The sequence below is a fragment of the Cellulomonas rhizosphaerae genome, assembly GCF_003470205.1.
GTDB lineage: Bacteria > Actinomycetota > Actinomycetes > Actinomycetales > Cellulomonadaceae > Cellulomonas > Cellulomonas rhizosphaerae.
Genome location: NZ_QWKP01000211.1, coordinates 18713 through 41816, shown reverse-complemented (window position 1 = coordinate 41816; position 23104 = coordinate 18713). Strand labels below are relative to the sequence as shown.

Sequence of the window (23104 nt, the reverse complement as noted above, 5' to 3'; positions counted from 1 at the left end):
GGTCAGGCCTCGTTGTCTTCGGGCGGCGGCTCGGGGTCGTCTTCGCCGCCGGCGCCGACGAGCGCGGCGGGGTCCTGGCCACGGCGGAACGCGTCTACCGCGGCCTGGCCAGCCGACGCGAGCGGGTCCACCCAGTGGCCGTCGTCGTCGAAGAACTCCTCGAGCAGCTCGTCGATGTCCTTCACACCCAGGGCCCGCAGCAGCAGCTTGACGGTCTCCTCAGGCGGGAGCTTGCCCGTGCCGTCGGCCGCGACGATCGCCTTCACGAGGGTGTCCATGTCGACGTCGTCGATCGCGGGCCACGTGATCTCGACCGTGGCGTCCGTGTCCTGCGCGAGAACGAGGGACTCACGCCCCGTGACGGGATCACGCGGCAGGCTGCCCTTCAAAGGACCCTGGGGTGCGCGGACGGCCTCACGGATGACGTGCTCATGAACGCGGTCGAGGAGGGACGTCCAGAACGAGCGGCGGCCGTTCATCTCCATGGACGTCGGCCGGTCGAGCGTCTCCGCGGTGGCACGGTTACCGGTGGTGCCCGGGTCGGCGAGCAGCATCGTGACCGGCACACCGAGTGCGGCGGCGACCATCGCAGCCAACGGGCGCCCCGACTCGGAGTCGATGGTCGCACCCGACTTCGGGATCGCTTCGAGGTTCTGCCCCTCGTCGAGCAGCACGGTCGCGCCGACGTTGTTCGGGTTCGCCGCTGGCGCCGGGGTGGTCGGCCGGCGGGTGAGTGCCTCACGGGCGCGCTGCGCCTTCGAGCCCTTGCGGGAGCCACGCCACGCGAACTGCGACAGCGCCTTGACCAGGGTCGCCCAGTCGATCAGGAAGTCCCGGTACAGGCGCGCCCACGTGATCGCCGCGTAGGCGTCGCCGATGCCGAACTTCCACCCGTCGAGCCGGTTCACCGAGCCGTGGATCATGGGGGCGTCCCACACGACTGGGTGCCCGTCGATCGTCTTGTACCGCGACCGGGGCCGGTACCCGACCGCCGGGTAGTACGCGACCATCTGGGTGGTCGTCCGGTACGCCGTGGCGGGGTCGATGGTCTCCTGCACCCACTGGCGCCGGTAGAACCACGGGTCGTCCCGGTCGTCGGGGTTGCAGATGACGTCCGTGATCTCGTCGAACAGGATCGACCGGACCTGCACGAACCCGGTGCGCGGGTTGGTGAAGCATGCCAGGCACACGTTGCCGTCGGTGCCGAGCGCCCGCTCGAGCTCCTCACGGGCCTGCGCACCGGTCAGGGCGGCCTTATTGCCGGGGTCGTCCATGAACGCGGTGATGACCGCGTTGACGTCCTGGGCGCCGTTGTTGCCGTCGGCGCGGGCCGCGATCTCAACGCCCTGACCCCACACGTACGAGTGCCGGAGCGCGAGGCCCCGCTTGATGAGCGGGTGCTGGATCGCCAGGACGCGCGCGACCTTCGCGGCGCGCGTCAGGCCTGCGCGGGAGAACTCCCGGTCGGCGCCGCCGACGAGCCGCTCCCAGCCCTGGTCCTCGAGCATGAGCTCGAGGTCGGCCATACCTTCCTGCAGGATCTCGACGGACGCCTCAGCGGCGTAGGCCCGGCTGCTGGCCTCGGCGATGGCGGTGTCCCGCTTGCGGGTGAACAGTCCCACGGGCACCTCCTCAGTAGCCGCCGGCCCACGAGTGGGGGTCGTCGTCGATCAGGTCGTCCGACGTGACGGTGTCGTCGTCGGGGTCGTGCAGCGGCCACAGCAGGAGGCGGTTGATGGCCTGCGACAGGGCGTCGACCGTGTCGTCGTGCGCCCAGTTCGGGAACGCCTTGGCTTCTTCGAGGAGGTCCTCGACGTTGGGCAGCAGCTCCGGCTCGGGCAGGTGCACGTTGCCGGAGTGCGTGAACGGGGAGATCGCTGCGGCGCGCGCGAACTTCGACCCCTCGGGTTCCACGGGGATGAGGCCGGGGATCTGCCGGGCGAGCGCGTTGATGACGGCGGGCCCGTTCGCCTTGTCCTCAACGAACTTCGCGGCCGCCTGCGGCCACTTCGCGGACAGGGCCCGGATCGCGGCGAGGGTCGCGGTGAACGACAGGCGGGCACGGACCTGGTCGAGCAGGTAGGCATCGACCCCGACCCGCAACCACACCTGCCCGACGACGTAGTCGGAGGACTTCGTGTCCTTGAACGCGAGGTCCCAAGACTGGACGATCTCGTGGTCGGTGCCGGGCACCCAGCAGGATCCGTCGGCGTGCACGACGTGCAGCGGAGTCGAGTACCGGGACCACTCGGCGGGGAACAGGTCACCGGCGTCCGGCGACGGGCGCCCCTGGTAGAGGCTGTTCCAGACGCGGGGCCCGACCTCGCGACGGGTCCGCTCCCAGTCGTCGGGGGAGCGCTCAGCGCCGGTGCGTTCGTCGCGGCGCGCGGACCCCATCCACTGACCAGGCTCGCGACCGAGGACGTCGCTCTCGCCGCGCTCGGGCTTGTGTTCAGCCTGGGCGGGGATGTTGATGACCCGCCACCGGTGACCTTCCTCGGAGGCGAGGATCCGCCCGGCGAGATCGTCGTGGTGCCACCTGGTCAGGATCAGGACGACCGGGGCGCCCGGGGCGAGGCGGGTTCGGCCGACGGACGTCCAGAACGACCACGCGCGGTCGCGGTACGTCTTCGACTCGGCCTGCTCGAGGTTGCTGATCGGGTCGTCGATGAACAGGACGTCCGCGGGGCGGCCGGTCAGGCCACCGGCGATGCCGACGGACCGGACACCACCGATGCCGAGGTCGGGCCGCAGCTTCCACGCGGTGACGGCGCCGTTGTCGTCCGCGATCCGTAGCCCGAGGTCGAGGGTGTCGTCCTGGCCGGCGTTCGAGGTGATGTACCCGCGGATGTCGCGGCCGAACTCCATGGCGAGGGATTCGGCGTAGGACGCGACGACGATGCGCCGGTTCGGGTTGCGGAGCAGGAACCACAGCGGCCCGGTCTTGGTGACGCGGGTCGACTTCCCCTCCTGTGGGGGCATGCTGATGATGAGCCGGTCGCAGCGCCCGGCTTCGACGTCGACGAGCGCCTGGTCGATGACGTCGAGGGCGGCGGTCTGGATGGTGCCGGGCTCGATGGCCTTCGCGAGGACACCGGGCGTGGGCCACGGGTCGGCGCGGGCCTCGAACGCGCGAGCTGCGTGCTCCCACATGGTGAGGCTCACACGATCACCCGCCCGGGGAATGTGCGGCCGGCGCGAGCACCGTTACCGTCGAGCGAAGCGCGGCGACGGGGCCGCGCACGACGCAGGGGAGTAGATCGTGGCCGATCAGAGCGAAACGAAGTTCGAGGTGTACGAGCGCACCGATGGCCGCTGGGCGTGGCGGCTCCGTGCGGGGAACAACCTGATCATCGCGACCGATGGAGGCCAGGGCTACGAGAATCGGGAGACGTGCGAGTCGCTCGGGTGGGGTGTCGTCTCCGGCTACTTCAAGCCCTCGGAGCGATAGGGGAGCCCGTCCCGGTCGGGCTAGGCCTTCTTCTGCTGCTCGCGTTCAGCCTTCGCCTCAGCGAGCCGGCACGTCTCGGCGCACGTCTGCGCCGCAGCGGGGGTCCCGCGGTACGTCTTGCAGACCACGCAGTGGGAGTCGCGGTGCACGCAGTGCGCGCACGACTTCGGGCAGGAGGCCGGCTGCAGGACGTCGCAGTGCGGGCACTGACCGGTCGGCATGCGGTTGCGTCCGCAGCGGCACGTCGCGTTGGCCATGGTGACCTCCGGGGTTAGTCCCGTCACGGGCAGGTCTCATCCACCAGGGTCCCGTGGCCGTGTGAGGTGGGGTGCGCTGCGCTGTGACGGGGGCTGGGGTGCATGCCGCGCACGGGCCCTAGGTGTGTGACCGCGACGGGCCCGTGCGCGCGCTATGCGGGGCGGCAGGCACGCCGCCCGGTTGTACCCAGCTGCGCCGCTGGGGGCATGCGAAAGGCCCGGGAGCGGATGCTCGACCGGGCCTTCTCTGGGCGCGCTTGTAACCACGTCCGATGTCAGGAAGGTAGCAGGTGGTGTCGTCTCGTGTCACGCACTGATCGCGCGGCGTGGCGTGATGACCGGAGGCCCGTACTCGTCTCGCACCGCGGCGACGTGCCCGAGCAGCTCGTCGACCGCATCGAAGTCCTCGGTCTTGCCGTGACGGATGGCCCCGAACTGTGCGTGGCGCAGGATCTCGAGGTCCCGACCACCGGGCTCGGTGGCGAGGACGGCGTCCTGGCGGATGCGGAGCGCTCTGATCCGGGTGTACAGGTCGGCGGTGTAGCCGATCTTGATGAGCCCGTCGCGCATGCGCGCGTAGTAGACGACGCCCGGGCGTGGGGTCTGCGGCGTCTTGGTGGGCACGTCGCCGCGCATGAGCGCATCGATGTCGCTGAGCCAGTACAGCGCTCGCCCCTGGGGTGTCTGCTCGGCTGAGGTGAGGCGGCCGCGGAACGTCCAGACGCGCAGGGTCATGGGCTTGAGGGCGGGGAGCATGACGAGAGCCTGCTCGGCGGTGACGAGCCAGTCGCCGGGCTTGGCAGACGCGGCGGCGAGCTCGTCGCTCATGCCGCGCCATGCGCTGACGCCGTGGTACTTGCACAGCGGCACGCGGAGGTTCGGTAGGGCTGCCCGACGGCAGCCGGGGGAGCAGCACTTCTGGGTCCATCGATCCGGTGGGTCAGGCCTCGGAAGTGGTGTTCGAGCACCCTCCGGGGCCGCTTTCATGCTACGGGCGACCACCCACACGACTACCGCCTGCGGTCGATCACCCATGCGGTGATGAGGCCCAGGCCGACCGCGCCGAGCCCGACCGCCACGTAGATCACGGCCGCCATTCCTCGCGGTAGTCCGGGTGGTCGGCGTAGGGCAGGGCCAAGTACCTGAGCGCACGCTCAGCCATGTAGCCCTCGCCGTTCCCGCCGTCGACCGCGTCGACGAACTCGGCGACCGCGGCCCGCTTCGCCTCGCACTCGGCCAGGACGCGGGCGGCACTGACGGTGTAGCCGCCCTGACGGTAGTCGACGTCCCAGTAGACCGCCGCGGCCGACCCGTCGGCGTGCTCGTAGTAGCCGGGGTACCCGCGGTCGCCGACCTTCGCCTGCACCTCGCGCACCACCGCCTCGTCCTCGGCGATGCGCGCGAGCAGGAACACGAACATGACCTTCGGGCCGTGCGCGGTTCCGTCGCCGCTCATGACCGAGTGCGTGGGCACGCCGGGCGCGGGGCCGACGTCTTCGCCGAGCCACTCGAGGATGTCACGGAGGCCGTGCCGGACGATCCTGACGGCGTCCTCGCCCGGGGTGGGTTCCATGGGCAGCAGGGCGCTGACGATGACGGGGATCCCGAGCATGGTCAATGGCCCTTGCCGGCGCGCGGGAGCGCCTTGCCGGCCCGGCACCAGTCGGCGTCGGTGATGTCGCCGAGGCCAGCGTCGTTGCGGAGTCCGCGGCGGATGCGCCACGCCAGGTAGCGGTCCAGGAGCGACCGGCGGCGGGTCACCAGCGTTCCTCTCGTCCGATGGCGGCTGCGGCCTCGAAGCACGTGCCGCACGCGGTCAGCGCGACCGTGGAGTGCTTCGGCACGAACCGGTGACCGCACAGGGCGACGACCTCGGTGCCGTTGAGCCGTGCCAGGTCGATGACGTCCTGTGCGGTGACGCCCTCACCCTTCGGTCCGTTCGGCACCCCGTTGTCGATGGGGCGGACGATGTGGGCGCGGAGGTTCGGGTCGTCGGAGTGCTCGAGCGGGGCGAGGTCGATCTCGACGTCGAGTCGGCTGTCGGTGTCGGTCACGTGCGTCTCCGGTTCCTGCGTCGGGTCTTGGCCCGGTACGCGGTGTGCATGCGGGAGAGGCTGACCTCGACGCTGCTGCGGCTCACGGGGTCACCCCTACGCGCGCCTCGAGCTCGTCGGCCTTCCGGGTCGCGTTGCCCCGAACCTCAGCGAGGGCGAGATACAGCGCGCTCGTCGCTGCCGCAGTGAACTCGAGCGGGCGGACCGACGGGTCCTCCTTGTGGCGCCGCCAGAACCCGACCCGCCCCTTGCGCACCTCGGGCTTCTCGCCGAGCCGGATCTTCGTCATCGCCCAGTCGGCGCCGTCCGCGAGGGCACGCTGCTGGTCGGCTTCCGCGAGCAGTTCCCGCGGTGTCTGCTCGGTCACTGGTCCACCCACGTTCCACGCTCGACGCAGTACGTGTACGGGGTCATGACCTTCCCGACCATCGTGTAGCCCGTCTCCTCGCGCAGGCACGGGCCCTTCGCTTCCTCGTCGCGGGACGCCTGCACGAGCAGGGCGACGCCCACGATCACGAGGATGGCGAGCGGTGCGAAGCGCACGATGATCCCGCAGTCGAACTCGTCCGCCGCCGCGACCGCCCACCAGATCGCGGCGAGGAAGGCGACGAGCCCGACGAGGACGATGACGCCGATCAGGAACGGGTTCACCGGGCCGCCTCCGTGACTCGGACGCCTTGGGCGTGGAGGTCGCGTGCCATCGCGTCGAGCGACACCCGGCCAGGGCCACCTGTCTTCGCGAGGGCGGCGACGATGCGGGTGATCTCGGCCTCGTCCACGGGCGGGTGCTCGCGGAGGTACTCGGAGCCGGCCAGCCACCGCAGAGCGATCTCGCGAGCGCTCTCGGTCGTGTCGCCTTCGAACAGGATGAGCGCCCCGCCCTCGACAGCCAGGCGGCCCCTCGCGCCGACGGGCTCCACCTCGGGCAGGTCCGCCCGCTCGATCACGATCGCGTCGATGGGCACGACCGGGACCTCTTCGATGGTGGGGTCGGCTGCCTCGAGCTCACCCATCTCGTGGATGTGGCCCTTGTGGTTGCGCCAGTAGCGGGGCGTGCGGTGGACCGGCGTGGTCTGCACGGCGCCGGCGTCGCGGCTCAGGACGTTGGTGACGTTCAAGACGTTCACGGTCTTCTCGCCGCCGATCGTGACGTCGAGCTCGGTCTCGATGGCTGCGAGGAGGTCGGTGCGGGGGACGTGGATGTCGGCGAGGTAGCCGTTGGGGCCGTGGCCGATGCGTAGGTGAACCTGCTGCTCGGGGCCGGCGGGGCCGGCGGCGAGCGAGAGCTCGCGGCCCGTGCCCTGCGCGCTCTTGACGTTCGTGGTCATCGGTCAGCCCTCCGGAGCCTCGAGGGCGGCCAGCTCGCGCAGGCGGTTCTGCCCTGCCTCGCGTTCCCGCTCCGGCTGGCGCAGGCGCCAGTCTTTGATCCGGGCGCCGACGATGTCCCCGATCGCGTCCGCGTCCTCGAGCGTGAGGGCGCCGCTGTGCGGGAACTGGTAGTCGATGGGGCTGGTCTTGGCGGTGCGGTCTTCGCAGTCGGCGGCCATGGACGGGACCGCGAACCCGGTGCCGTGACAGGTGCAATGCCACGGGGTGGGGCCGTGCCCAACACGCTGCGGGGCGGTCACGGCCGCTTCCTTCGGTACGAGCGCCGGTGGTGCCAGGCGAACCAGATGACGTGCCGCCACGGGTAGCCGACTGCGCGCCCCTCCCAGATCCGGCCGACGAACATCGCCACGGGCCCTTCCGAGGTGAGCGTCCAGTGGCTCAGACCCCACCGGGAGCCGTCGGCCCACGGCATCGGGTCTTCGTAGTAGACGTGCCCGTCTCCGATGTGCAGGTAGTGCGGGTCGGGCCAGGTGGGCTCCGCGGCGACACGGGCTGGGCCCTTGCGGGTCATGTAGTTGCGGGGCTGTCGGAGCGTGCCACCCATGACCGGCACGGCGTCTGGTGTGGGCGCCGTGTCCCCGGGGACGAACCAGCCGAGCAGCTCGTACCCGTGCGGTTCGTAGGACCATCCGGGTTGGGCGTCCTCATCGCGGGCCATCAGCCGGCCGCCTTCCGTTGGACGCGGGCGTCGATGTCACCGAGCCGGTACAGGAACTGCCCGCGCACATCCCGCACCGGCATCCCGTGCTCGTCGACCTCAGCGTCGAGCCGGCCGCGCTTCACCCACGTGTCGAACAGGTTCGGACGCACCCGCCCCTTGTAGATCCGCTTCGCGTCCTCGATCGTCACCAGTTGGTCCGGGTGCGTCTGCGGCAACGCGGAGTGGGCTTCCCGGACGGCGAGCATGAAATGCGCCTCCGACGCCCACGTGAGGTGGCAGGTGTCGCACTCGTGGACGTCGTCGAGCCCGGACCGCCCCCACCTCTGGATGATCGACCCGGAGCAGTACGGGCAGGGCACCCCGGCCTGCTGCGGTGCGCTCGACTGGCCGGTGAGGTTCCGGAGACGGCCGCGGAGCCCGGCGAGGTCAACCAGGTACTCGGCCCACAGGCCGGAGTGCTGCGCGGCCCACGTGGTGTGCAGGACGAGGTACTCGACGGCGGCGTCGACGGAGGTCCGCATGGCGGCGTTCTGGTCCTGCTCACCCCGCCACGTGTCTTCCCACCCGGTGAGGACGGCCAGGACGGACGGCGGGTCGGCGGCTTCCGCTTCGAGGAGGGCCGGGTCGATGTGGGTTTCGTTGCGGCCGGCGCGGGTGAAGGTGGCGCCTCCGCCGGCCATGACGAACGCGGTGCCGCCGATGATGGACGTGTCGGTGGGCTTCTTCGTCTTGGAGCTGCCGCGCTGGTCGTACCGGATGGCGTGGAGCCCGGCGGCGGCGGCGATCACGTCGGGGAGTTGCCTGTACATGTCACGGATCTCGCGGAGGTTGTTGCGGGCGCGGGAGACGCAGTCGTCGCAGGTGCGGCCCGCGGTGAGCAGGACCCGCCCGCAGGGGACGGTCTTCCCGTCGCGTCGCAGGGGGCTGGTGCAGGCTTCGGCGGTGGCGGGGCACTCGGGATCGGCGCACACGAACGCGGCCGCGTCGGGGTCGTGGTGCTCGTGCTCGACGTCAAGGACGGGGTTCGGGGTCCACGAGTGCCGGTGCAGGGTCATCGCTCGTACCACGTCCCGATGCCTGAGATGTGCGGGCAGTGGCGGCCGTTGCGGAGGCGGCACAGGATCAGCGCGGCGATGTGGCGGAGGCTCACGCGCCACCTCGCAGGGGGTCGAACTTGAACCCGAACGTGCTCATCGGGCCCGTGTAGTCGCACTGCTGGCAGGCGCCGAGCGTGGCGCCCATGACCTTCTGCCGGCGGCCCTCACATGCGGGCTTGGTGACGACGTTCCCGCACGCGGGGCAGGTGCTGCGCATCCACCACTCGGCGGGCCCGGTGGCGGTGTGCCGGAACGGGTGGGTGTCGCCGTGGTGGTTCGCCTCGCACGGCAGCTCGGGTTGGAAGTCGAGGGCGGCGAGCTCGTCGACCGCGGGCGCAGTGGTGGTCATCGCGACCACCCGTCAGGGATCAGCTCGGCGGGCATGTCCTCGTCGGTGATGACGACGTGCGACTGCGGGTGCCACCAGACGGAGGGCAGCCACATGTACGCCCAGTCGTCGCCCGCGCGCACCGCGGCCTCGCACGTCAGATCGGTGACGCGGGTGATGCCGGCGTCGGTGAGGAAGACCTCGTCGAGTGTCGTCGTGAGCGGCAGGAAGATGAGGCGCGGCTGGTCGGCGGTCATGGGCGGTCCTGCGGGGGCGGCGGGGCCGCGGGGGACAAGCCCGAGGCCGCATCCTCAACCGGGTCACCTGTCTCCGGCGCGGGGTCAGCCGCGTCGTGCCCCGGGGTGGTGTCGGGAGCGTCAGCCCCCGCAGGAACAGCGGCTGGTGACAGGAACCCGACGACGATGTGCTGGGTGATGTCGATGCCGTAGGCGACCCCGTCGGCGTTCATCGCGACGAGGCGGCCGGCGCCGTCGTCTACGAGTGCGTCGGGGTTGGTGATGGGGAACCAGGTGACGCGGCCTGCGGTGAGGTCGACCGGGCGGGGGCTCATGAGTGCGCCCCGTGCGGACGCAGTCCCGGTTCCACACCCTCCGCGGTGAACCGCGTCGCCACCTGGTGCTGGTGCATGGCCCGCCAAGTGGCGACGGCGTTCTCCTCGGCGACGTTCCGGTAGCCGGTGTTGTCGGCGTCGCGGGTGGTGATCGCCGTGTAGTCGATGACGATGCTGGCGCCGCAGCTGCGGGTTTCGCTGATCATCGGACGACCACCGCGCCTGTGCTGAACCCGGGCGGTGGGGTAGTCGTCGCGGCGGGTTCGATGGTGAGCTTCCACCCGAAGGCGGCGACGACGGCCTTGACCTCGTCGAGGGTGAGGGTGCCCGGCAGGTCCGGCAGCGGCGTGCTCACTGGGCGCCCGCCTCACGGTCGTAGGTCGCCAGCGCGAAGAGCTGCTCGACGGCTGCGAGCTTCGCGCGCTCGTCACCGTCCGAGGTGATCGGGTCGACGCCGTCCCCGGTGATGTCCCACCCGAGGACGACCCCGTCGTCGAGGCCCGTCTCGGCCTCGACGTACAGCGCGAGCGCGAGCCCGCGGGGCCACAGGGCGGTGCGGTTGAGGTACCAGAGGAGCCCGGTGGTCTGCAGGTCCCGGAACGAGCGCCCGACCTCGAGGCGTTCGGGTGCGACCGCGGCCCGGAGCTGCTCGACGACCTGGTCGGCGGTCCACTCGCCGCGGTCGTGACCGGCGATGAGGTCCCGGAGGTACTCGATGGTGGTGGTCACAGCCCGTTCACCTTCCCGGTGACGACGCCGCCCGCGAACCGGACGTCCACCCGGGACGGGTCGGTCAGGCCCGCATACCAGGGGCCCACCGCAACGATCGTGGTCGTCCGGCCTGGCACGGGCGTCGACTCGAGGTCCGTCAGTGCCCGGTCCTCGACGGACTCCGTCTCGGTCTGCACCCCGTTCAGGCGGCCGGTCACGGTCCAGTTGGGGTGGGTGAGGGTGACACGTTCGCCCACGTGGGCTGGTGTCAGGTCGAGGACGTTCACAGGGTGCCTCCTGGGGTCTCGCGGTGAAACTACGTCCGCCCGGGTGGTGCTGTCTAGTGACTCGCCGGACATTAGTCACCGGCGATGCTGCGGAGTTCGCGGGGCACGATGTCGGCGATGGCGGCCTGCCAGGCGTCCCGGAGCTGGTCGTCGGTGAGGCCGGCGGCGAGGAGGGCGCGGTAGAGGCCGTCGAGGATGCGGCGGATGAGGTCCACGACGATGTCGCCTTGCTGCTCGGCCAGGCGCACACGACGCTCGTCGCAGCCTGCCGAGCGGGCGGAGGCCGCGAACTTCACGAGCTGGTCCTCCGCGGTGCGGAGCATCTGCCACCAGATGTTCGCGCCCGCAGCGGCGGTGATCTTCGTCGCCGGGCCCTTGTCCTCCGGGGCGTCGTCGATGTCGCCGTGCCCCGCCATCTGCTCCGACTTCGTCGTGCCCCACACCCGCTGCGAGTCGTCGAGCTGGGCGACCTGACGGCGCAGGGCGACGCACTCCGCGTACTTCCAGGCGACTGCCTTGAGCATCGCTTCGGCGAGGTCGATCTCGGGGACATCGTCGCCGTAGGCCTCGGCGAGGCCGCGCGCGAGGGCTTTCGAGGCAGCTTCTTCGTCGAGTCGGCGTTGCGCGGCGGCGAGGGCGTTGGGGCTGCTGCCGCCGTGGAACCCGCACTTGGTGGCGCCCTTGCGGGGGTCCTTGGTGCAGGGCACGAGGTTGCCGCTGGCGTCGCGTTCGGACTTGTGGCCGGTGCAGGCGGGGCCACCACGCCAGGTGAGGTGCGGCAGCCCGCACTTCGCGCATGGACCGTCGGGGTTGACCTTTGCGCGCGTGCTCACGTGTCGCCTCGCTCGATCCGGTCAGCGCGTTCCCGCAGGAACTCTCGATCGCTGGTGCCGAACCAGTACGGCCCGCCGCCCGCGTAGGCCGCCGCGTCCCGCAGCGCCTTCGCAGCCACCTCGGCGTCGTGCTTCGCGAGCCACCTGCGGAACGCCCGGTGCGGGTCGATGCCGGGGCGCCCGTTGATGCGCATGGCGACGACGTAGTTCGTGAGGACCGCGTCGGTGTCGGGCGTGTAGGCCAGGTCCTCGGCGGTGGGCTCGACGTGCTCGAGCTCGGCACGGGTCTGCGCCGGGCCGAGCCTCACCAGCTGGTCGTCAGGCATCGAAGTCCTCCGTCTCGGGGGTGGGGTTGAGCGGGTCGACTGCGGGGGCGATCAGCGGGAAGGGCTGCACCGGGGCGGGCGGCTCGGGGTGGACGTAGCCCGTCAGGATGGGCCGCCCTGCGTACTCCAGGCGGACGTGCGCCGGACCCTCCTGAGTCGTCGTCACGGTCCAGGCCGTCGGCTGCACCGGGGCGAGAGCGGCCAGGGCGGCGAGGAACCGGTCGGCCTGCTTGTGCCACTCCGTCTCCGGGTGGCGGGCAAGAATGCGCCCCCACATGTCCTCGCCAACTTCCGGCGTCACGGGGTCCATCTCGGACAGGAACAGCGCCCGCGCCACCGCCTCCCGCTGCTGGTCGCCGCTCACGGCCGCACCTCCTTCGCGTGCTCGGGGCAGAACGCCTCGTCCTTGGTCCGGTCGACCTTCCACGTAAACAGCGGGTCAGCCTCGGGGACCACGTAGCGCCCACCTGTCGCCTCGGTGTCCAGCTCCCACTGGTCGCAGCCTTCCTCGTGGTCACACATCTGGATCGGGTGCGTGGTTGCGCTCACGGCCGCACCTCCTCCTTCGCGTCGAGCTCACGGACGAAGGCGTCTAGCGCCCCTTGCCAGCCTTCGGCGTAGGCCGTACGGACGCGCTCGTCCCACGAGTTCCAGTCGGCCGCGAACTCTCCGGGCGTCACCGGGTACGCACCTTCCTGGCTCGGCGTCGTGGCGCCGTCGATCGCGCTCACCTGCCCGCCCCCAGGAGGTCGAGCGCAGCACGGATCGCGTCGTCGGCGAGGTTGATGCGCTTGCTCAGGTCGCTCTCGTGCGTGTTGTTCAGGTTCGAGATCGCGCAGTCGAGCCATGCCTTGACGGTGAGGACCGGCTGGTCCCGCGTCTCGGTGACGGTCGTCTCCGGGTGCTCAGCCGCGTACTCCGGCTTCACGAACCGGCCCGACCCTGCATCCCTGCTGTCCTTCGCGTTCATCACTACCTCCATGGGGTGTGTGTAACTACCAGACATTCCTTGGGTCACCGAGGACCGCCCTGCGGCGGCTGCGAGTTCAGCGCCCGCGTGGGCGACCACTGCGCCGTGTCCATCCGGGAGAACCAGCCCCGGCGAGTGAGCTCCACAGAACCGCGGGCTCCGTGACGGTTCTTCGCGATGAGGACGTCGATCGCCGTGTCGTCTTCCTCGTGCTCGTGGAGCAGCAGCACGACGTCGGCGTCCTGTTCGACCGCGCCAGATTCGCGAAGGTCCGCGAGGGAGGGGCGCTTGTCCTGCCGGTTCTCCGAGGCCCGGTTCAGCTGGGACAGGGCGATGACGGGGCAGGCGAGCTCCTTCGCGAGGAGCTTGAGCTGCCGGGAGTAGTCCGCGACGACTTCGTGCCTGGGGCGGCGTTCGCCGCGTGGTGAGGCCATGAGTTGCAGGTAGTCGACGATGACGGCGACGAGGGGCCCGCGACGGCTGACGGTGCGGGCGTGCGCCCGGACATCGGTGGTGGTGACGGCGCCGCGGTCGTCGATGGCGACGGTCATCGCACCGATGGCGGCGCGGACTCCGGCGATCTTGCGCCAGTCGTCGTCGGTGAGGGTGCGGGAGTCCATGCGGTTGATCGGGACGAGTGCTTGGTGGGCGAGGATCCGGTGCATGAGCTCGTCGCGGGGCATCTCGAGGGAGGAGAAGGCGACGTGGCCGCGTTCGGCGAGGCCGATGGCTGCTTCGATGCCGACGATGGTCTTGCCGATGCCGGGCCTGGCGCCGACGACGTAGAGGGCTCCGGGGCGCCAGCCGCCGATGATGTCGTTCAGGTCGGTCCAGGGGGTCGGGGTGGCGGGTGAGGGCTGTTCGAGGGCGTCGAGGGTGTCGTCGATGGTGTCGCCGACGTACGTGACGGTGGCTGCTGCGGTGGCGGAGACGGCGTCGACTTCGGCGCGGGACTGTTCGACGATCTCGGCGACGTCGCCTTCGCCGGAGGCGGAGAGCTGGACGATGCGCGTGCCGGCGGCGTGCAGGCGGCGGCGGGTGGCGTGTTCGGCGACGATCCGCGCGTAGTAGGGCGCGTTGGATGTGGCTGGGGGTGTCGCGTACAGGTCGGCGAGGTAGAGGGCGCCGCCTGCTGCTGCGAGTTCTCCGGTGCCAGTGAGGTACTCGCCGACGGTGAGCGGGTCGATCGCGAGGCCGCGCGCGTCCATGGTGATGATCGACCGGTAGATGACCTCGTGCCGAGGGGCGTACATGTCGGCGGGCTGCACGATCTCGACGACGTCGCTGACGAGCGCCGGGCGGTTCAGCAGCGAGCCGAGGATGTGCTTCTCGGCTTCGTCGTGGGGGATGGTCATGCTGGCCCCCGGGTGTACGAGCGGTCCCAGGCGGACACGCCGGTTGGTCGGGCACCGCCGGGGCCGGTTGAGCGGGCGGGCAGTGGTTCGTCGTCCCAGCGGCCCTCGTTGAGCCAGGTCGAGGGGTGGGGGATGAACTCCTTCTCGGGGAGGTTCGGGTCTTGGGCGTACCGGTGTGCTGCTGCGAGGAGCTTCGCGGGTGTGACCGTTCTGGTGGCCTTGCCGTAGGCGGTCCGGGCTGCCTGCTTGCCGACCTTGCGGGGGTACTGCTCCCAGAACTGGTCGAACCCGTGGGTGATCGGGGTGGCGCGCGGCGTCGCCGGCGGAGCCGGTGACGGAGAGTCTTTCTGCCCTGTTCCTCTGTTCCCCTGTTCCCCTGTTCCAGGCGCGAGGGCTCGCGAAGTTTCGCGAGGGCTCGCGAGGGTCTCGCGAATCTCGGACGAGCCGTACTCGGTTGTGCCGTCTGGCCTGGGCAAACGTCCCTTGCCGGGCTTGTCGATGCGCTGGAACGACTCCCAGAAGGCCACGTAGAGCAGCGGGGTGCCTGCGCCGTCGTATCGCCACAGGAGACCGGCGGTTTCGAGCTCGGTGAGGGCTTCGGACACCCTCGCGAGGGTTCGCGAGGGCTCGCGAACGAGGTCGCGTTGGAACAGGTCGCCGACGATGAGGGCGAGGTCGTCCTTGCCGACGCCGTTGTCGTCGACGTACGACTCGAGGCCCTTGAGGACGAGCCGGGCGTCCCAGGTGACGGAGGCGACGCGCTCGGAGCGCCAGAACTCGGGCTTGGTGGAGCGGATGCGCATCAGGCGTCCTCGCAGTCGCAGGGCTGAGTGAGCCAGCAGGTGGTGCACACGACGGCGGGCTTCTCGGGTGCGGGCGGCTGGCAGTCGACGTGCACGAGCTCGTCGTCGACGTAATGCACGGTGTCGCCGGGCTCGATGGGCTGCCCGCAGGCGGCGGCGCAGCGGCCCGGGTAGCGGGCGGTGAACGTGGTCACCAGAGGCTCCCTTCGACGTGGGTGGAGCCCTCGGGGCCGTAGTCGCTGTCGTCGAGGTCCCAGACCTCGTCGGTGCGGCGGTCGTGGACCTGGTCGTGGCCGCAGCCGGTGCAGCGGCGTGCGAACAGGGCGAGCACGGGCGTCGCGGCGCGGGTCTCGGTGCGCCAGTAAGTGCGCCCGGACGGCAGGCGCTTCTCGTGCTGCACGGTGGTGGTCTCACCGGGCAGGGGCCGGACGGTGCCGACGGCGCAGGGTGATTCCTCGATGAGGCCGCAGGCGGGGCACGCGAAGTCTGCGGGCGGCAGGTGCCACACGAGGCTGGTGCGCACGTCGTGCCACGGCCCCCAGATGACGGTGCGCCCGTCCCACGCGCGCGGCAGCTCGCGCGGTGCGGAGACGACGGAGAGGTGGACCATCACCAGCGCCTCCGATCCGGGGCGGTGGCGGGCAGGCCCGCGCGCGCTCGGCGCAGCCCGGCCTCGAGGTCGTCGAGGGCCTTGCGGACGTTGGTGAGGTCGGTGCGTCCGTACCGGTCGGCCAGTGCGTCGACCGCGCCCTGCAGTTCGGTGTGGTGGGCCAGGAGCGCCGCGAGGTCCGTGAGCCGGTCGGGGCCTGCGGTGTGGAGGCTGCCCTCGTCGTGGGTGACGAGCTGGACCCCGAGGGCGTCCTCGACGACCTTGAGGCGCTGGCGCAGGCTGTCGGTCTGGGCGCGGCTGGCCTCCATCCACTTGGTTTCGGCGTCGGCGGCGGCCGCGAGCTCGTCGGCCACGCGCTGCCGCTCCTCGTCGCGGATGGCCGCGCGCGCTTGGCTCTGCAGGGTGTCGAGTCTGGCGATGATCGACCGCGTCGCGTCCCACGACGGTGAGTGGGTGTCGGGCCGGCGTCGCGCCGGGGTGACGACGCGCATGCGGGTCCTGCTCGGGCCGGGCACCATGTGACCCCAGCCAGCAGGCAGTTCGCCGGGGTGCACGATGCCCGGGGCGGTGACGAGCCACCACTCGTGGCACTGATCGGCCCACGCGTCGGCCTTGCCGGGCTTGCTCAGCTCGTTGAGCCAGTCGGAGCGGGAGGCCTTGACCTCGTGGCCGACGAGCATCCGCCCGGACGATCCGGTGAACCCGATGAACAGGGCGTCGCACCGGCTCGGGTGGACGCCGCCGTTCCACCCGACCTCGGGGAGGAACACCCCACCGGGCAGTGGCGCGGACGGCTTGATGTAGTGCCGCTGCAGCCGGGCCATGAGGTCCTCGGTGATGGTGCGGTCGCTCGCCTTGGGGGTCTCGAGGTCGTCGAGGACGCTCATCGGAGCTCCTTCCCGAGGGCGCGGTAGGCGATCGCCTTGACGACGAGCGCCCACGCGCGGACCAGCCAGACGAGGGACGGGATGAACCCGATGCGGTTCGTGGTCATGACGCGGCCGCCATGGCGAGAGCACGGGCGGCACGCTCGCGCTCGCTGTAGGCGTTGCTGCACGGGCGGCAGTAGTAGACGGTCCCGCCGTTACGGTCGTCGACGTCTCGCCGAGGGTCGATCTCGGTGGCGATCTGCTCGAGCCGTCGCGCCACGTACGTCTCACCATCGATGAACCGCCCGGCGGGGATGCCCACACAGGCGCGCTCGTCGAGGTGGTGGGTGCACCAGCGGTCCCAGCCCCAGGGCTCGCTGAGCGCGGTCACCGCGGTCGCGCCACGCCCTGGTCCGCTGGCGTACACGTACCGCATGCCGTAGCCGCACGGGACCTTGCGGACCCACGTCTCGGTGACCTCCCACTCGCGGAGGCCGGCCTCCCAGTCGTAGTCGTACTCACCCTCGACCTGGCTGTGCAGGAAGAGCTCGACGTCGTCGATGGTGTGCCCGTGCCCGAAGAGGTGGAACCCGGAGGTGCGGCCGAACTCCCCGTCCTCGTCCTCACAGACCGTCTCGAAGGGGATCGGTGACATGAAGCTCATGACGCGCGCTCCTCTCTTGGCCGTGTGCACGTGTGCGCGCGTCGCCAGTCGGCGAGCACGGGCACCCGCCACAGGGACGTCTTGGACGCCCCGCATGCGTCGCACATCAGCGTGTGCGTGCCGTCTTCGGTCTCCCGCAGGGTGAAGCTCATGCGCGGGCCTCCTGGTCCAGGCCCAGGGCGGCCAGGAGCCGGCGGGCGTCGTCGAGGTTGGTGGCCGCCTGGCAGACGGTCAGTGCGGCCGCCCGGCACACGGCCGGGTCCGTCGCGATGAGCGGCTCGAGCTGGGTCATGGCGGGCACGGGCGAGGCCCCGATGCGGTCTGGGGCGGTCCTGGTCATGCGGCTTCCCCGGTGATGGCGGCGACCACGGTCGCGACGAGGTCGCGCGCGGCCGGCGGGGTGACGGCGTTGCCCGAGAGCTTCACCTGCTCGCGGCGGTTGCCGACCATGACGTAGTCGGCGGGGAACGCCATGGCCTGCTTGATCTCGCCGGGCTCGAGCATCCGAAACCGGACGTCCTCGATGTTCACCGTCTGGCCCTGCAGCACCGACTGGTGGCCGCCCGTGGTGAGCGTCCGGACGGGCTCGTAGTCGGGCGTCGTCATCTCGGCGCCGCCCTCGTTGTGACGCATGACCAGCCCGTAGGCCTCCCGCGTGTGCAGGGTGCGCAGCGGGTCGCTCGTCGGGCGCGCGTCGTCGTTCCACGTGCCGCCCGCGGGCACGACGAGCCCGTGGTGGCGGCCGGACGCCGTGACCGTGGAGAGCGGGTCGGACGACGCCCGGACGGTGGAGCCGCCGCCGCGGAGCTCGGTGAGGAACGGCGGCAGGGCCATGCCCGTCTCGGACCGGGTGGTCATGGTCCGCATCGGGTAGAGCATCGACGCGGGCTGCTTCCCCTCCCGGCCCTCGACCGGGACCATCACCGGGTCGTAGGCCAGGGCCTTGGACTCACGGGTGTGCATGGTGCGGGTGACATCGTCGAGCGGCCACGCCCGGTAGTAGGACGACGGGTCCATGAACCTCGGGTGCTTCGGGTCCGCGGCGTCGTACCCGTTGCCCTTCTCCTCGAGCAGCACCGGCGACCAGTAGCGGTCGATGCCCATCTGGATGCGGCGCATCGTCTTGTCCGCCAGGGGCTTGTCGCGGTCACCGATGCGGGTCCCGGGCAGGGACCAGTCGATGATCGACGACGCCGGGAGCCACGCGGGCTCGACGATCTGCCCACGGCAGGAGTGCTTCGGGCAGCGGTAGACGTACTGCGAGCGGTACCGGCCCGTGCGGGTGCCGGGGCGCTTCCACGTCTGGATCGACTCGACGACCTCGGTGCAGCTGGGGCAGTACGCGCGCGGCCGCTGCATGTGCTCGAAGTCCGGGGCGCGCTCGCCCTTGCGCCAGAACGCGATGTACACCCGGTCCCGGGACTGCGGCGCCGGGAGCCCGTGGGCCTGGGCGTGCATCGAGTTCATCGAGATGATGCGGTGCTGGTAGCCCATCGCGAGCATCGTCGAGAGCCACGCATCGAACAGGACCCCGACCGGGGCGCCGTCGGGCGCCCAGTCGACGACCTCGACGACGTTCTCGACGAGGATCGCCCGGTACATGTGCGCCTCGGTGAAGCGCACGACGTCCCACATCGTCGCGCGGGACCGGTCGGCGGCGGCGTCAGGCAGGGTGTCGCCGAACAGGTCGGCCTGGAAGATCTTCTTGCGGCCCTTGGCCCGGGAGTGGTTGGTGCACTCCGGCGAGGCCCAGAGGATGTCCGTGGACGGGATGTACCGCGGGTCGGTCTGGGAGATGTCGGCCTGCAGGTGGTCCGTGTCCGGGTGATTCGCGTTGTGCGTCTCGATCGCCCGGTCCCAGTGGTTCGCCGCGAGGCGCACCGTCAGGCCCGGGACGGACACGGCGCCCGTCGAGCTCCCGCCGGCGCCGCAGAACAGGTCGGTCATCGTCAGGTTCGCGCTCATCAGAAGTTCCCCTCGGCGACCTGCAGGCACGTCAGGCCCATCGCCCGCCACATGCGGACGACCTGGTCCCGGTCGTCGAGGACCCCGACGACGTTCCACCGGTCACGCACGTGCTGGTCGAAGAGCTCGGCCTTGACGATGTAGTCGGCGCGGCCGTCGCCGGCTGGTCGCATGTGGAGGGCGGCGTAGTCGCCGAGGTTGTGCTCAAGCCACGTCTCGGTGTCGGCGCGGCAGCCCTCGTCGCGCCCGGACATGACGACGATCGAGGCGCCGGTGGCGCCGAGGAGGCCCACGAGGTCGGCGATCACCGTGTGGCAGGTGTCCTCAAGGACGCGGGTGATGTCGTGGGGGGACCGCTCGCCCATGTTGGCGAGGGTCCCGTCGACGTCGACCATCCAGGCGGGCGGCAAGGACAGGTTCGCCTCGTACGCCGCGGGCGGGGTCTCGGCAGTGCGTTCCGACGGCAGGACCGGGGGGAGCGGGAACCGGAAGCGCGCGGCCATGTCGCGGATGACCCGCTCACCCACGACGCGGGCACGGTTGGCGTCACGGCGGATGCACTCGTCGACGGGCGTGTCGACGTCGATCACGACGAACGGCACGTCCTTCTCGACGGCGAGGTCGGCCCAGTTGCGGGCGTGCCGCAGGCGCAGGTTGGTGTCGTCGACGATCACGTCGCGGCCAGCCGTGAGCAGTGCCCGAACGGCGGCGTGCTGGGCGGCCGTGATGGTCTGCTCCTGGGCGAAGGTGAGGCCCTGGTGCTGGCAGTAGAGGTTGCCGCGCAGGTCGTCCCGGTTGACGCGGGCGCGCTGCTCGGGGTCTTCCGCGACCCACGCCTGGGCGTAGGTCGTCTTCCCGGACCCGGGGTATCCGCGGGTGATGATGAGGGTCACGCGACGTCCTCCGAGGTGTGCATCATCGGGGTGAACCCGACGGGCTTGATGGCGCGCCACACGGCCTGCGAGGGGTCGCGGCCGTCGAGCAGCTGGAAGCAGTACGGGGCGAGGTCGGGGTCGCTGTCGCGGATGGCGAGCGCGTAGGCCTTGCGGCTCTCGGCGCCGACCTGGGCGACGGTGGCGTCGTGCGCGACCTGTGCGCGCTGCACGATCAGCCAGTGCTGACCGCGCAGCCGCTCGGCGACTTCGCGGACCCACCCGTGGAACTCGTCGGGGATCGCGGCGAGCAGCTCGGTGTAGGCGCCGTCGTGGGCCGACAGGTGCTCCCACACGGACTTCTCCGACAGGCCGGTGACGAGCCGGTGCAGGGCGACGTAGTCGTCCTGCTTGAGCTTGACCATCAGCCCGGTCGCGTGGAACCGGACGACGACGCCCTCGGCGTTCGGCCGCGGCGCGAGGGTCAGGGCCTCAGCGAGGGTGCCGGCAGCGAACGACGCCGTGCGCGGCCCGGGCCAGTCCGGGACGTCGAGCGGGCCGAATGCCTGCCCGTCGCTGATCCGGACAGCGCCCAGGAGCAGCAGGTCGTCGGTGGTGCCGTAGTCGACGACGATGCGGTTCGCGGAGTAGATGATCTCGAACAGGTAGGTCCACCCGGTGGCGGGCTCGAACGTCGCGTACCGGTCGCGCAGGACGGCGGTGGCGTGCTCGGCCTGCTCGGACGCGAACGAGCCGCGAGTCGCGATCGCCCACCCGTCCGGGCCGGGGTACAGGATCCCGAGGGACCCGTCGAGCTTGTCCGTGACCTCGACCGGCGCGGTCAGGTCGAGGGTGCCTTCGGGGTGCTGGCCGTAGTTGAAGAACTTCGACCAGGGGCGGGCGATCACGGTGTCGTCGCCGTCGACGATCAGGCCTCGGCAGGTCTGCGTCTCGTTCGTCCAGACGTGCTCGTACTGGGCCTTCTCGGTGTAGTTCAGGATGCGCAGGGTCGGGTCGGTCGGGTGGGTCCGGACCCGGACGTACCCGTCGGCGAGCGCGGCCGCGAGGGCGTCGCTGTCGACGAGGTCGTAGAGGCCGACGGCGGTCGTCGTCGTGGTCATGGTCGGGTCCCTTCGGCGGTGCGGACGGTGGCGGCGGTGAGCGCCCGGTTGTAGGCGGCGGTGGCGGTGTCGAGTCGGCCGGACGCGGCTGCCCAGTCGGCGGGCGCACACTGGTGGCGGCGGTTCGCGTGGTCGGCCTCGTCGAACGCGGCGCGCGCTTCGGCCATGACCTCGCGGGCGCGAACCACCGTCGGGTCCTGCATCGCGGCGGCGACCTGCTCGTCGTAGGTCATCGCTCACCTCGCAGGTGAGCGGCCGCACGCTGGACCTCGTCGAACGAGACCGGGATGCCGGGCCACGCTGTGTCGGGATGGGTGTTCCGCTTCGCGAGCCGGATCACGGAGTCGCGGTCGAGGTCGCCGTCGAGGAACGCGTCGACGTCGTGCTCGCGCGTCCGCTCGGAGGTGTTGACCCGTGCTCCGCGGACCAGGATCTCCGCCGCGCGCCGGGCGGTCATGGGCGCGTCGGTGACGATCGCGGGGCCGCGGCCGATCTGCCGGTAGCCGCGGTACTGCTCGCCGGAGCGGGCGGCACCGTACCGGTCGACCGCGCGGAGCGCTTCGAGGGTCTTCGCGACCGCGTAGACGTTGTGCTGCCAGACCTCCATGGACGAGCCCCAGGAGCCCCACCCGTAGGCGTCCGAGCGGTAGAGCAGCGGGCCGTGCTGCGACTCGAAGGCGACCACGACCGCGGGCGCGCCGATGGGCTTCGCGTTGGCCCGGAGCATCCCGTCGAGGCGTAGGTCTTGCTCGCGGATGTCGATCTCGATGACGAGGTCGTGCCCGTCGATCCATTCGAGCTCGCGCTCGAGGAGGTCCGACGCCTGGGACCACGAGACCTTGAACTGCGAGCGCGTGCGCTCGTCGTCGGCGCGCAGCCACGTCCGGTCGGACAGGGGCCGGGTCGTGTACCTCATGCCGCCACCGCCGCTTCGCACTTGCGGCACGTCACGGTGTCCGAGGTGTGGCTTCGGTCTGTGCTCCACGAGGCGGCGTGGCGCGAGCGGACCGCGCCACAGAGGGCGGGCGGGACATCGGCCCAGGCGTCGACCGCAGCCTCGGGGACGATGTGTCGGCGACGGGTCCTGCGGCCGGAGTGCCACCGGTCGGTCGTGGCCCACGCGTGGCCCTCGGGAGCCTTGATCTCGACGACACCCCACTTCGGTTCGTGCTCGCATCCGAAGGGGGTTGCGCGGTACTGCTCCTGGGACATGAGCCGGAACACGAACCCGTCCTCGGCGTTGCGCTCGGCGAGCGCTTTGATCCCGGCGTTCATGTCGAGGCGCGCCTGGTCGGCGGTGAGCAGGACGTCGCCGTTCCCGCGGTCGACGGTCATGGCGCCGCAGAGGCAGCCGCACGGCGCGAACTCGCCCCAGAACAGTCCGGACGCCGAGACGGGCTGGCCCTCGAACTCGAGGAAGACGCCACTCAGGACGCGGGCGCTCGGGCTCATGCCGCCACCGCCTGCCGTGCGGCGAGGTGCCGGTCCATGCGTCGCGTCGCCATGACGACGCGACGCGCGGTCGGACGCTCCACGTTCTGCTCGAACATGACGCGTAGGACCTCGGCGTCGAACAGGTCGGCGCGGGACTCCGCCTCAGCACGCTTCACCTCGCGGTGCGCGCGGGCCGAGCCCTTGCCCTGGGGGCCGGAGAAGGCGCTCATCGCGCACCCCCGCTCGTGGTGGAGGCGATGAGGGCGCGGACGTCCCGGTCGCGGAAGCGGCGGTGTCCGCCGAGGGTCCGCAGGCACGGGAGCTTGCCAGCCTGGGCCCAGCGCGTGACCGTCTTCGGGTCGACGCGGAACAGGTGGGCGACTTCGCCCGGTGTGAGGAGCGGTTCGGGCTCGCTCGTGGGAGTGGTCACGATCGTGCCTTTCGTGAGAGGCCCCAGCAGATGACGCCGAGGACGG

General features: G+C 71.1%; 42 protein-coding genes. 1 reads left to right on the top strand and 41 read right to left on the bottom strand.

Going from position 1 to position 23104, the window contains the following annotated elements:
• Nucleotides 1-2: 2 nt before the first annotated feature.
• A complete protein-coding gene (locus D1825_RS13435) occupies nucleotides 3-1622 on the bottom strand; it encodes a hypothetical protein (RefSeq protein WP_118767923.1) in 1620 nt (539 codons plus the stop codon).
• Nucleotides 1623-1632: 10 nt separating this feature from the next.
• Complete coding sequence (terL, locus tag D1825_RS13430; RefSeq protein WP_233549900.1) at nucleotides 1633-3165, bottom strand: phage terminase large subunit; 1533 nt, start codon at nucleotides 3163-3165, stop codon at nucleotides 1633-1635.
• A 97-nt stretch (nucleotides 3166-3262) separates the two neighbouring features.
• On the opposite strand from terL, the gene D1825_RS13425 reads away from it, so the two are divergent.
• A complete protein-coding gene (locus tag D1825_RS13425; protein WP_118767921.1) occupies nucleotides 3263-3451 on the top strand; it encodes a YegP family protein in 189 nt (62 codons plus the stop codon).
• Nucleotides 3452-3471: 20 nt separating this feature from the next.
• Here the strand turns inward: D1825_RS13425 and D1825_RS13420 are convergent, their stop codons facing one another.
• From D1825_RS13420 to D1825_RS13240, 39 genes are all read right to left on the bottom strand, one after another.
• On the bottom strand, nucleotides 3472-3708 hold the full coding sequence (locus D1825_RS13420) for a hypothetical protein (RefSeq protein ID WP_118767920.1): 237 nt from the start codon (nucleotides 3706-3708) through the stop codon (nucleotides 3472-3474).
• Between the two features lie 306 nt (nucleotides 3709-4014).
• Nucleotides 4015-4536 carry a hypothetical protein gene (locus tag D1825_RS13415; protein WP_147356270.1) on the bottom strand — a complete coding sequence of 174 codons (522 nt, stop codon included), beginning with the start codon at nucleotides 4534-4536 and terminating at the stop codon, nucleotides 4015-4017.
• 256 nt (nucleotides 4537-4792) lie between these two features.
• Nucleotides 4793-5320 (bottom strand): DUF6221 family protein, encoded by a 528-nt coding sequence (locus tag D1825_RS13410; RefSeq protein WP_118767918.1) that lies wholly within the window; start codon nucleotides 5318-5320, stop codon nucleotides 4793-4795.
• Between the two features lie 2 nt (nucleotides 5321-5322).
• Nucleotides 5323-5469 carry a hypothetical protein gene (locus D1825_RS18270; RefSeq protein WP_158580734.1) on the bottom strand — a complete coding sequence of 49 codons (147 nt, stop codon included), beginning with the start codon at nucleotides 5467-5469 and terminating at the stop codon, nucleotides 5323-5325.
• Nucleotides 5466-5762: a DUF3039 domain-containing protein gene (locus D1825_RS13405; protein ID WP_118767917.1), complete on the bottom strand. Its 297-nt coding sequence runs from the start codon at nucleotides 5760-5762 to the stop codon at nucleotides 5466-5468. The genes D1825_RS18270 and D1825_RS13405 overlap by 4 nt, the downstream gene beginning before the upstream one ends.
• Nucleotides 5763-5844: 82 nt before the next feature.
• Nucleotides 5845-6129, bottom strand: a complete 285-nt coding sequence (locus tag D1825_RS13400) for a hypothetical protein (RefSeq protein ID WP_118767916.1) — start codon at nucleotides 6127-6129, stop codon at nucleotides 5845-5847.
• Nucleotides 6126-6413: a hypothetical protein gene (locus D1825_RS13395; RefSeq protein WP_118767915.1), complete on the bottom strand. Its 288-nt coding sequence runs from the start codon at nucleotides 6411-6413 to the stop codon at nucleotides 6126-6128. The genes D1825_RS13400 and D1825_RS13395 overlap by 4 nt, the downstream gene beginning before the upstream one ends.
• Nucleotides 6410-7090 (bottom strand): hypothetical protein, encoded by a 681-nt coding sequence (locus tag D1825_RS13390; protein WP_118767914.1) that lies wholly within the window; start codon nucleotides 7088-7090, stop codon nucleotides 6410-6412. Before D1825_RS13390 ends, D1825_RS13395 begins: the two co-directional genes overlap by 4 nt.
• 3 nt (nucleotides 7091-7093) lie before the next feature.
• The gene (locus tag D1825_RS13385) at nucleotides 7094-7309 is read right to left on the bottom strand and encodes a hypothetical protein (protein WP_147356269.1); all 216 of its coding nucleotides are present in this window, start codon (nucleotides 7307-7309) and stop codon (nucleotides 7094-7096) included.
• A gap of 77 nt (nucleotides 7310-7386) precedes the next feature.
• Nucleotides 7387-7809, bottom strand: a complete 423-nt coding sequence (locus D1825_RS13380) for a hypothetical protein (RefSeq protein ID WP_118767912.1) — start codon at nucleotides 7807-7809, stop codon at nucleotides 7387-7389.
• Nucleotides 7809-8867, bottom strand: coding sequence for a hypothetical protein (locus D1825_RS13375; protein WP_118767911.1), 1059 nt, complete (start codon nucleotides 8865-8867; stop codon nucleotides 7809-7811). Before D1825_RS13375 ends, D1825_RS13380 begins: the two co-directional genes overlap by 1 nt.
• A gap of 91 nt (nucleotides 8868-8958) precedes the next feature.
• Nucleotides 8959-9258, bottom strand: a complete 300-nt coding sequence (locus tag D1825_RS13370; RefSeq protein WP_138067671.1) for a hypothetical protein — start codon at nucleotides 9256-9258, stop codon at nucleotides 8959-8961.
• Nucleotides 9255-9494, bottom strand: a complete 240-nt coding sequence (locus tag D1825_RS13365; RefSeq protein ID WP_118767909.1) for a hypothetical protein — start codon at nucleotides 9492-9494, stop codon at nucleotides 9255-9257. The genes D1825_RS13370 and D1825_RS13365 overlap by 4 nt, the downstream gene beginning before the upstream one ends.
• Nucleotides 9491-9808: a hypothetical protein gene (locus D1825_RS13360; RefSeq protein ID WP_118767908.1), complete on the bottom strand. Its 318-nt coding sequence runs from the start codon at nucleotides 9806-9808 to the stop codon at nucleotides 9491-9493. Before D1825_RS13360 ends, D1825_RS13365 begins: the two co-directional genes overlap by 4 nt.
• The gene (locus D1825_RS13355) at nucleotides 9805-10014 is read right to left on the bottom strand and encodes a hypothetical protein (protein ID WP_118767907.1); all 210 of its coding nucleotides are present in this window, start codon (nucleotides 10012-10014) and stop codon (nucleotides 9805-9807) included. Before D1825_RS13355 ends, D1825_RS13360 begins: the two co-directional genes overlap by 4 nt.
• On the bottom strand, nucleotides 10011-10163 hold the full coding sequence (locus tag D1825_RS18265) for a hypothetical protein (RefSeq protein ID WP_158580733.1): 153 nt from the start codon (nucleotides 10161-10163) through the stop codon (nucleotides 10011-10013). Before D1825_RS18265 ends, D1825_RS13355 begins: the two co-directional genes overlap by 4 nt.
• Nucleotides 10160-10537, bottom strand: a complete 378-nt coding sequence (locus tag D1825_RS13350; protein WP_118767906.1) for a hypothetical protein — start codon at nucleotides 10535-10537, stop codon at nucleotides 10160-10162. Before D1825_RS13350 ends, D1825_RS18265 begins: the two co-directional genes overlap by 4 nt.
• Nucleotides 10534-10806 carry a hypothetical protein gene (locus tag D1825_RS13345; RefSeq protein ID WP_118767905.1) on the bottom strand — a complete coding sequence of 91 codons (273 nt, stop codon included), beginning with the start codon at nucleotides 10804-10806 and terminating at the stop codon, nucleotides 10534-10536. The genes D1825_RS13350 and D1825_RS13345 overlap by 4 nt, the downstream gene beginning before the upstream one ends.
• Nucleotides 10807-10877: 71 nt before the next feature.
• Entirely contained in the window at nucleotides 10878-11639 is a 762-nt protein-coding gene (locus tag D1825_RS13340) for a hypothetical protein (protein ID WP_118767904.1), read from the bottom strand.
• Nucleotides 11636-11965, bottom strand: a complete 330-nt coding sequence (locus D1825_RS13335; RefSeq protein ID WP_118767903.1) for a hypothetical protein — start codon at nucleotides 11963-11965, stop codon at nucleotides 11636-11638. The genes D1825_RS13340 and D1825_RS13335 overlap by 4 nt, the downstream gene beginning before the upstream one ends.
• Complete coding sequence (locus tag D1825_RS13330; RefSeq protein ID WP_118767902.1) at nucleotides 11958-12329, bottom strand: hypothetical protein; 372 nt, start codon at nucleotides 12327-12329, stop codon at nucleotides 11958-11960. The genes D1825_RS13335 and D1825_RS13330 overlap by 8 nt, the downstream gene beginning before the upstream one ends.
• The gene (locus D1825_RS13325; RefSeq protein ID WP_118767901.1) at nucleotides 12326-12514 is read right to left on the bottom strand and encodes a hypothetical protein; all 189 of its coding nucleotides are present in this window, start codon (nucleotides 12512-12514) and stop codon (nucleotides 12326-12328) included. The genes D1825_RS13330 and D1825_RS13325 overlap by 4 nt, the downstream gene beginning before the upstream one ends.
• Entirely contained in the window at nucleotides 12511-12696 is a 186-nt protein-coding gene (locus tag D1825_RS13320; RefSeq protein WP_118767900.1) for a hypothetical protein, read from the bottom strand. Before D1825_RS13320 ends, D1825_RS13325 begins: the two co-directional genes overlap by 4 nt.
• Nucleotides 12693-12935 (bottom strand): hypothetical protein, encoded by a 243-nt coding sequence (locus D1825_RS13315; protein WP_118767899.1) that lies wholly within the window; start codon nucleotides 12933-12935, stop codon nucleotides 12693-12695. The genes D1825_RS13320 and D1825_RS13315 overlap by 4 nt, the downstream gene beginning before the upstream one ends.
• 44 nt (nucleotides 12936-12979) lie before the next feature.
• On the bottom strand, nucleotides 12980-14290 hold the full coding sequence (locus tag D1825_RS13310; protein WP_118767898.1) for a replicative DNA helicase: 1311 nt from the start codon (nucleotides 14288-14290) through the stop codon (nucleotides 12980-12982).
• Nucleotides 14287-15093, bottom strand: coding sequence for a hypothetical protein (locus D1825_RS18470; protein ID WP_199721596.1), 807 nt, complete (start codon nucleotides 15091-15093; stop codon nucleotides 14287-14289). The genes D1825_RS13310 and D1825_RS18470 overlap by 4 nt, the downstream gene beginning before the upstream one ends.
• Nucleotides 15093-15287, bottom strand: a complete 195-nt coding sequence (locus tag D1825_RS13300) for a hypothetical protein (RefSeq protein ID WP_118767897.1) — start codon at nucleotides 15285-15287, stop codon at nucleotides 15093-15095. Before D1825_RS13300 ends, D1825_RS18470 begins: the two co-directional genes overlap by 1 nt.
• Nucleotides 15284-15703, bottom strand: coding sequence for a hypothetical protein (locus tag D1825_RS13295; RefSeq protein ID WP_118767896.1), 420 nt, complete (start codon nucleotides 15701-15703; stop codon nucleotides 15284-15286). The genes D1825_RS13300 and D1825_RS13295 overlap by 4 nt, the downstream gene beginning before the upstream one ends.
• Nucleotides 15703-16590, bottom strand: coding sequence for a hypothetical protein (locus D1825_RS13290; protein ID WP_118767895.1), 888 nt, complete (start codon nucleotides 16588-16590; stop codon nucleotides 15703-15705). The genes D1825_RS13295 and D1825_RS13290 overlap by 1 nt, the downstream gene beginning before the upstream one ends.
• Nucleotides 16591-16693: 103 nt before the next feature.
• Complete coding sequence (locus D1825_RS13285) at nucleotides 16694-17236, bottom strand: hypothetical protein (protein WP_118767894.1); 543 nt, start codon at nucleotides 17234-17236, stop codon at nucleotides 16694-16696.
• A 148-nt stretch (nucleotides 17237-17384) separates the two neighbouring features.
• Complete coding sequence (locus D1825_RS13280; protein ID WP_118767893.1) at nucleotides 17385-17576, bottom strand: hypothetical protein; 192 nt, start codon at nucleotides 17574-17576, stop codon at nucleotides 17385-17387.
• Nucleotides 17573-19201, bottom strand: coding sequence for a DNA cytosine methyltransferase (locus tag D1825_RS13275; protein ID WP_118767892.1), 1629 nt, complete (start codon nucleotides 19199-19201; stop codon nucleotides 17573-17575). The genes D1825_RS13280 and D1825_RS13275 overlap by 4 nt, the downstream gene beginning before the upstream one ends.
• Nucleotides 19201-20094, bottom strand: a complete 894-nt coding sequence (locus D1825_RS13270; RefSeq protein ID WP_118767891.1) for a phosphatase domain-containing protein — start codon at nucleotides 20092-20094, stop codon at nucleotides 19201-19203. Before D1825_RS13270 ends, D1825_RS13275 begins: the two co-directional genes overlap by 1 nt.
• Complete coding sequence (locus tag D1825_RS13265; protein WP_118767890.1) at nucleotides 20091-21194, bottom strand: RNA ligase; 1104 nt, start codon at nucleotides 21192-21194, stop codon at nucleotides 20091-20093. Before D1825_RS13265 ends, D1825_RS13270 begins: the two co-directional genes overlap by 4 nt.
• Nucleotides 21191-21427, bottom strand: coding sequence for a hypothetical protein (locus tag D1825_RS13260; protein WP_118767889.1), 237 nt, complete (start codon nucleotides 21425-21427; stop codon nucleotides 21191-21193). The genes D1825_RS13265 and D1825_RS13260 overlap by 4 nt, the downstream gene beginning before the upstream one ends.
• Entirely contained in the window at nucleotides 21424-22110 is a 687-nt protein-coding gene (locus D1825_RS13255) for a hypothetical protein (protein WP_138067669.1), read from the bottom strand. Before D1825_RS13255 ends, D1825_RS13260 begins: the two co-directional genes overlap by 4 nt.
• Nucleotides 22107-22646 (bottom strand): hypothetical protein, encoded by a 540-nt coding sequence (locus D1825_RS13250; RefSeq protein WP_118767887.1) that lies wholly within the window; start codon nucleotides 22644-22646, stop codon nucleotides 22107-22109. The genes D1825_RS13255 and D1825_RS13250 overlap by 4 nt, the downstream gene beginning before the upstream one ends.
• Entirely contained in the window at nucleotides 22643-22858 is a 216-nt protein-coding gene (locus D1825_RS13245; RefSeq protein ID WP_118767886.1) for a hypothetical protein, read from the bottom strand. The genes D1825_RS13250 and D1825_RS13245 overlap by 4 nt, the downstream gene beginning before the upstream one ends.
• On the bottom strand, nucleotides 22855-23058 hold the full coding sequence (locus D1825_RS13240; protein WP_118767885.1) for a BldC family transcriptional regulator: 204 nt from the start codon (nucleotides 23056-23058) through the stop codon (nucleotides 22855-22857). The genes D1825_RS13245 and D1825_RS13240 overlap by 4 nt, the downstream gene beginning before the upstream one ends.
• Nucleotides 23059-23104: the final 46 nt, after the last annotated feature.

Excerpts from the sequence above, each read along its gene's own strand:
- D1825_RS13310 (WP_118767898.1), bottom strand. The coding sequence starts at position 14,290 with ATGACCATCCCCCACGACGAAGCCGAGAAGCACATCCTCGGCTCGCTG.
- D1825_RS13315 (WP_118767899.1), bottom strand. The coding sequence starts at position 12,935 with ATGAACGCGAAGGACAGCAGGGATGCAGGGTCGGGCCGGTTCGTGAAG.
- D1825_RS13335 (WP_118767903.1), bottom strand. The coding sequence starts at position 11,965 with ATGCCTGACGACCAGCTGGTGAGGCTCGGCCCGGCGCAGACCCGTGCC.
- D1825_RS13410 (WP_118767918.1), bottom strand. The coding sequence starts at position 5,320 with ATGCTCGGGATCCCCGTCATCGTCAGCGCCCTGCTGCCCATGGAACCC.
- D1825_RS13250 (WP_118767887.1), bottom strand. The coding sequence starts at position 22,646 with ATGAGCCCGAGCGCCCGCGTCCTGAGTGGCGTCTTCCTCGAGTTCGAG.
- D1825_RS18470 (WP_199721596.1), bottom strand. The coding sequence starts at position 15,093 with ATGCGCATCCGCTCCACCAAGCCCGAGTTCTGGCGCTCCGAGCGCGTC.
- D1825_RS13275 (WP_118767892.1), bottom strand. The coding sequence starts at position 19,201 with ATGAGCGCGAACCTGACGATGACCGACCTGTTCTGCGGCGCCGGCGGG.
- D1825_RS13280 (WP_118767893.1), bottom strand. The coding sequence starts at position 17,576 with ATGACCAGGACCGCCCCAGACCGCATCGGGGCCTCGCCCGTGCCCGCC.
- D1825_RS13385 (WP_147356269.1), bottom strand. The coding sequence starts at position 7,309 with ATGGCCGCCGACTGCGAAGACCGCACCGCCAAGACCAGCCCCATCGAC.
- D1825_RS13260 (WP_118767889.1), bottom strand. The coding sequence starts at position 21,427 with ATGACCTACGACGAGCAGGTCGCCGCCGCGATGCAGGACCCGACGGTG.
- D1825_RS13295 (WP_118767896.1), bottom strand. The coding sequence starts at position 15,703 with ATGGTCCACCTCTCCGTCGTCTCCGCACCGCGCGAGCTGCCGCGCGCG.
- D1825_RS13355 (WP_118767907.1), bottom strand. The coding sequence starts at position 10,014 with ATGATCAGCGAAACCCGCAGCTGCGGCGCCAGCATCGTCATCGACTAC.
- D1825_RS13285 (WP_118767894.1), bottom strand. The coding sequence starts at position 17,236 with ATGAGCTTCATGTCACCGATCCCCTTCGAGACGGTCTGTGAGGACGAG.
- D1825_RS13245 (WP_118767886.1), bottom strand. The coding sequence starts at position 22,858 with ATGAGCGCCTTCTCCGGCCCCCAGGGCAAGGGCTCGGCCCGCGCGCAC.
- D1825_RS13365 (WP_118767909.1), bottom strand. The coding sequence starts at position 9,494 with ATGACCGCCGACCAGCCGCGCCTCATCTTCCTGCCGCTCACGACGACA.
- D1825_RS13370 (WP_138067671.1), bottom strand. The coding sequence starts at position 9,258 with ATGACCACCACTGCGCCCGCGGTCGACGAGCTCGCCGCCCTCGACTTC.
- D1825_RS13255 (WP_138067669.1), bottom strand. The coding sequence starts at position 22,110 with ATGAGGTACACGACCCGGCCCCTGTCCGACCGGACGTGGCTGCGCGCC.
- D1825_RS13420 (WP_118767920.1), bottom strand. The coding sequence starts at position 3,708 with ATGGCCAACGCGACGTGCCGCTGCGGACGCAACCGCATGCCGACCGGT.
- D1825_RS13265 (WP_118767890.1), bottom strand. The coding sequence starts at position 21,194 with ATGACCACGACGACGACCGCCGTCGGCCTCTACGACCTCGTCGACAGC.
- D1825_RS13290 (WP_118767895.1), bottom strand. The coding sequence starts at position 16,590 with ATGAGCGTCCTCGACGACCTCGAGACCCCCAAGGCGAGCGACCGCACC.
- D1825_RS13360 (WP_118767908.1), bottom strand. The coding sequence starts at position 9,808 with ATGAGCCCCCGCCCGGTCGACCTCACCGCAGGCCGCGTCACCTGGTTC.
- D1825_RS13415 (WP_147356270.1), bottom strand. The coding sequence starts at position 4,536 with ATGAGCGACGAGCTCGCCGCCGCGTCTGCCAAGCCCGGCGACTGGCTC.
- D1825_RS13380 (WP_118767912.1), bottom strand. The coding sequence starts at position 7,809 with ATGGCCCGCGATGAGGACGCCCAACCCGGATGGTCCTACGAACCGCAC.
- D1825_RS13390 (WP_118767914.1), bottom strand. The coding sequence starts at position 7,090 with ATGACCACGAACGTCAAGAGCGCGCAGGGCACGGGCCGCGAGCTCTCG.
- D1825_RS13375 (WP_118767911.1), bottom strand. The coding sequence starts at position 8,867 with ATGACCCTGCACCGGCACTCGTGGACCCCGAACCCCGTCCTTGACGTC.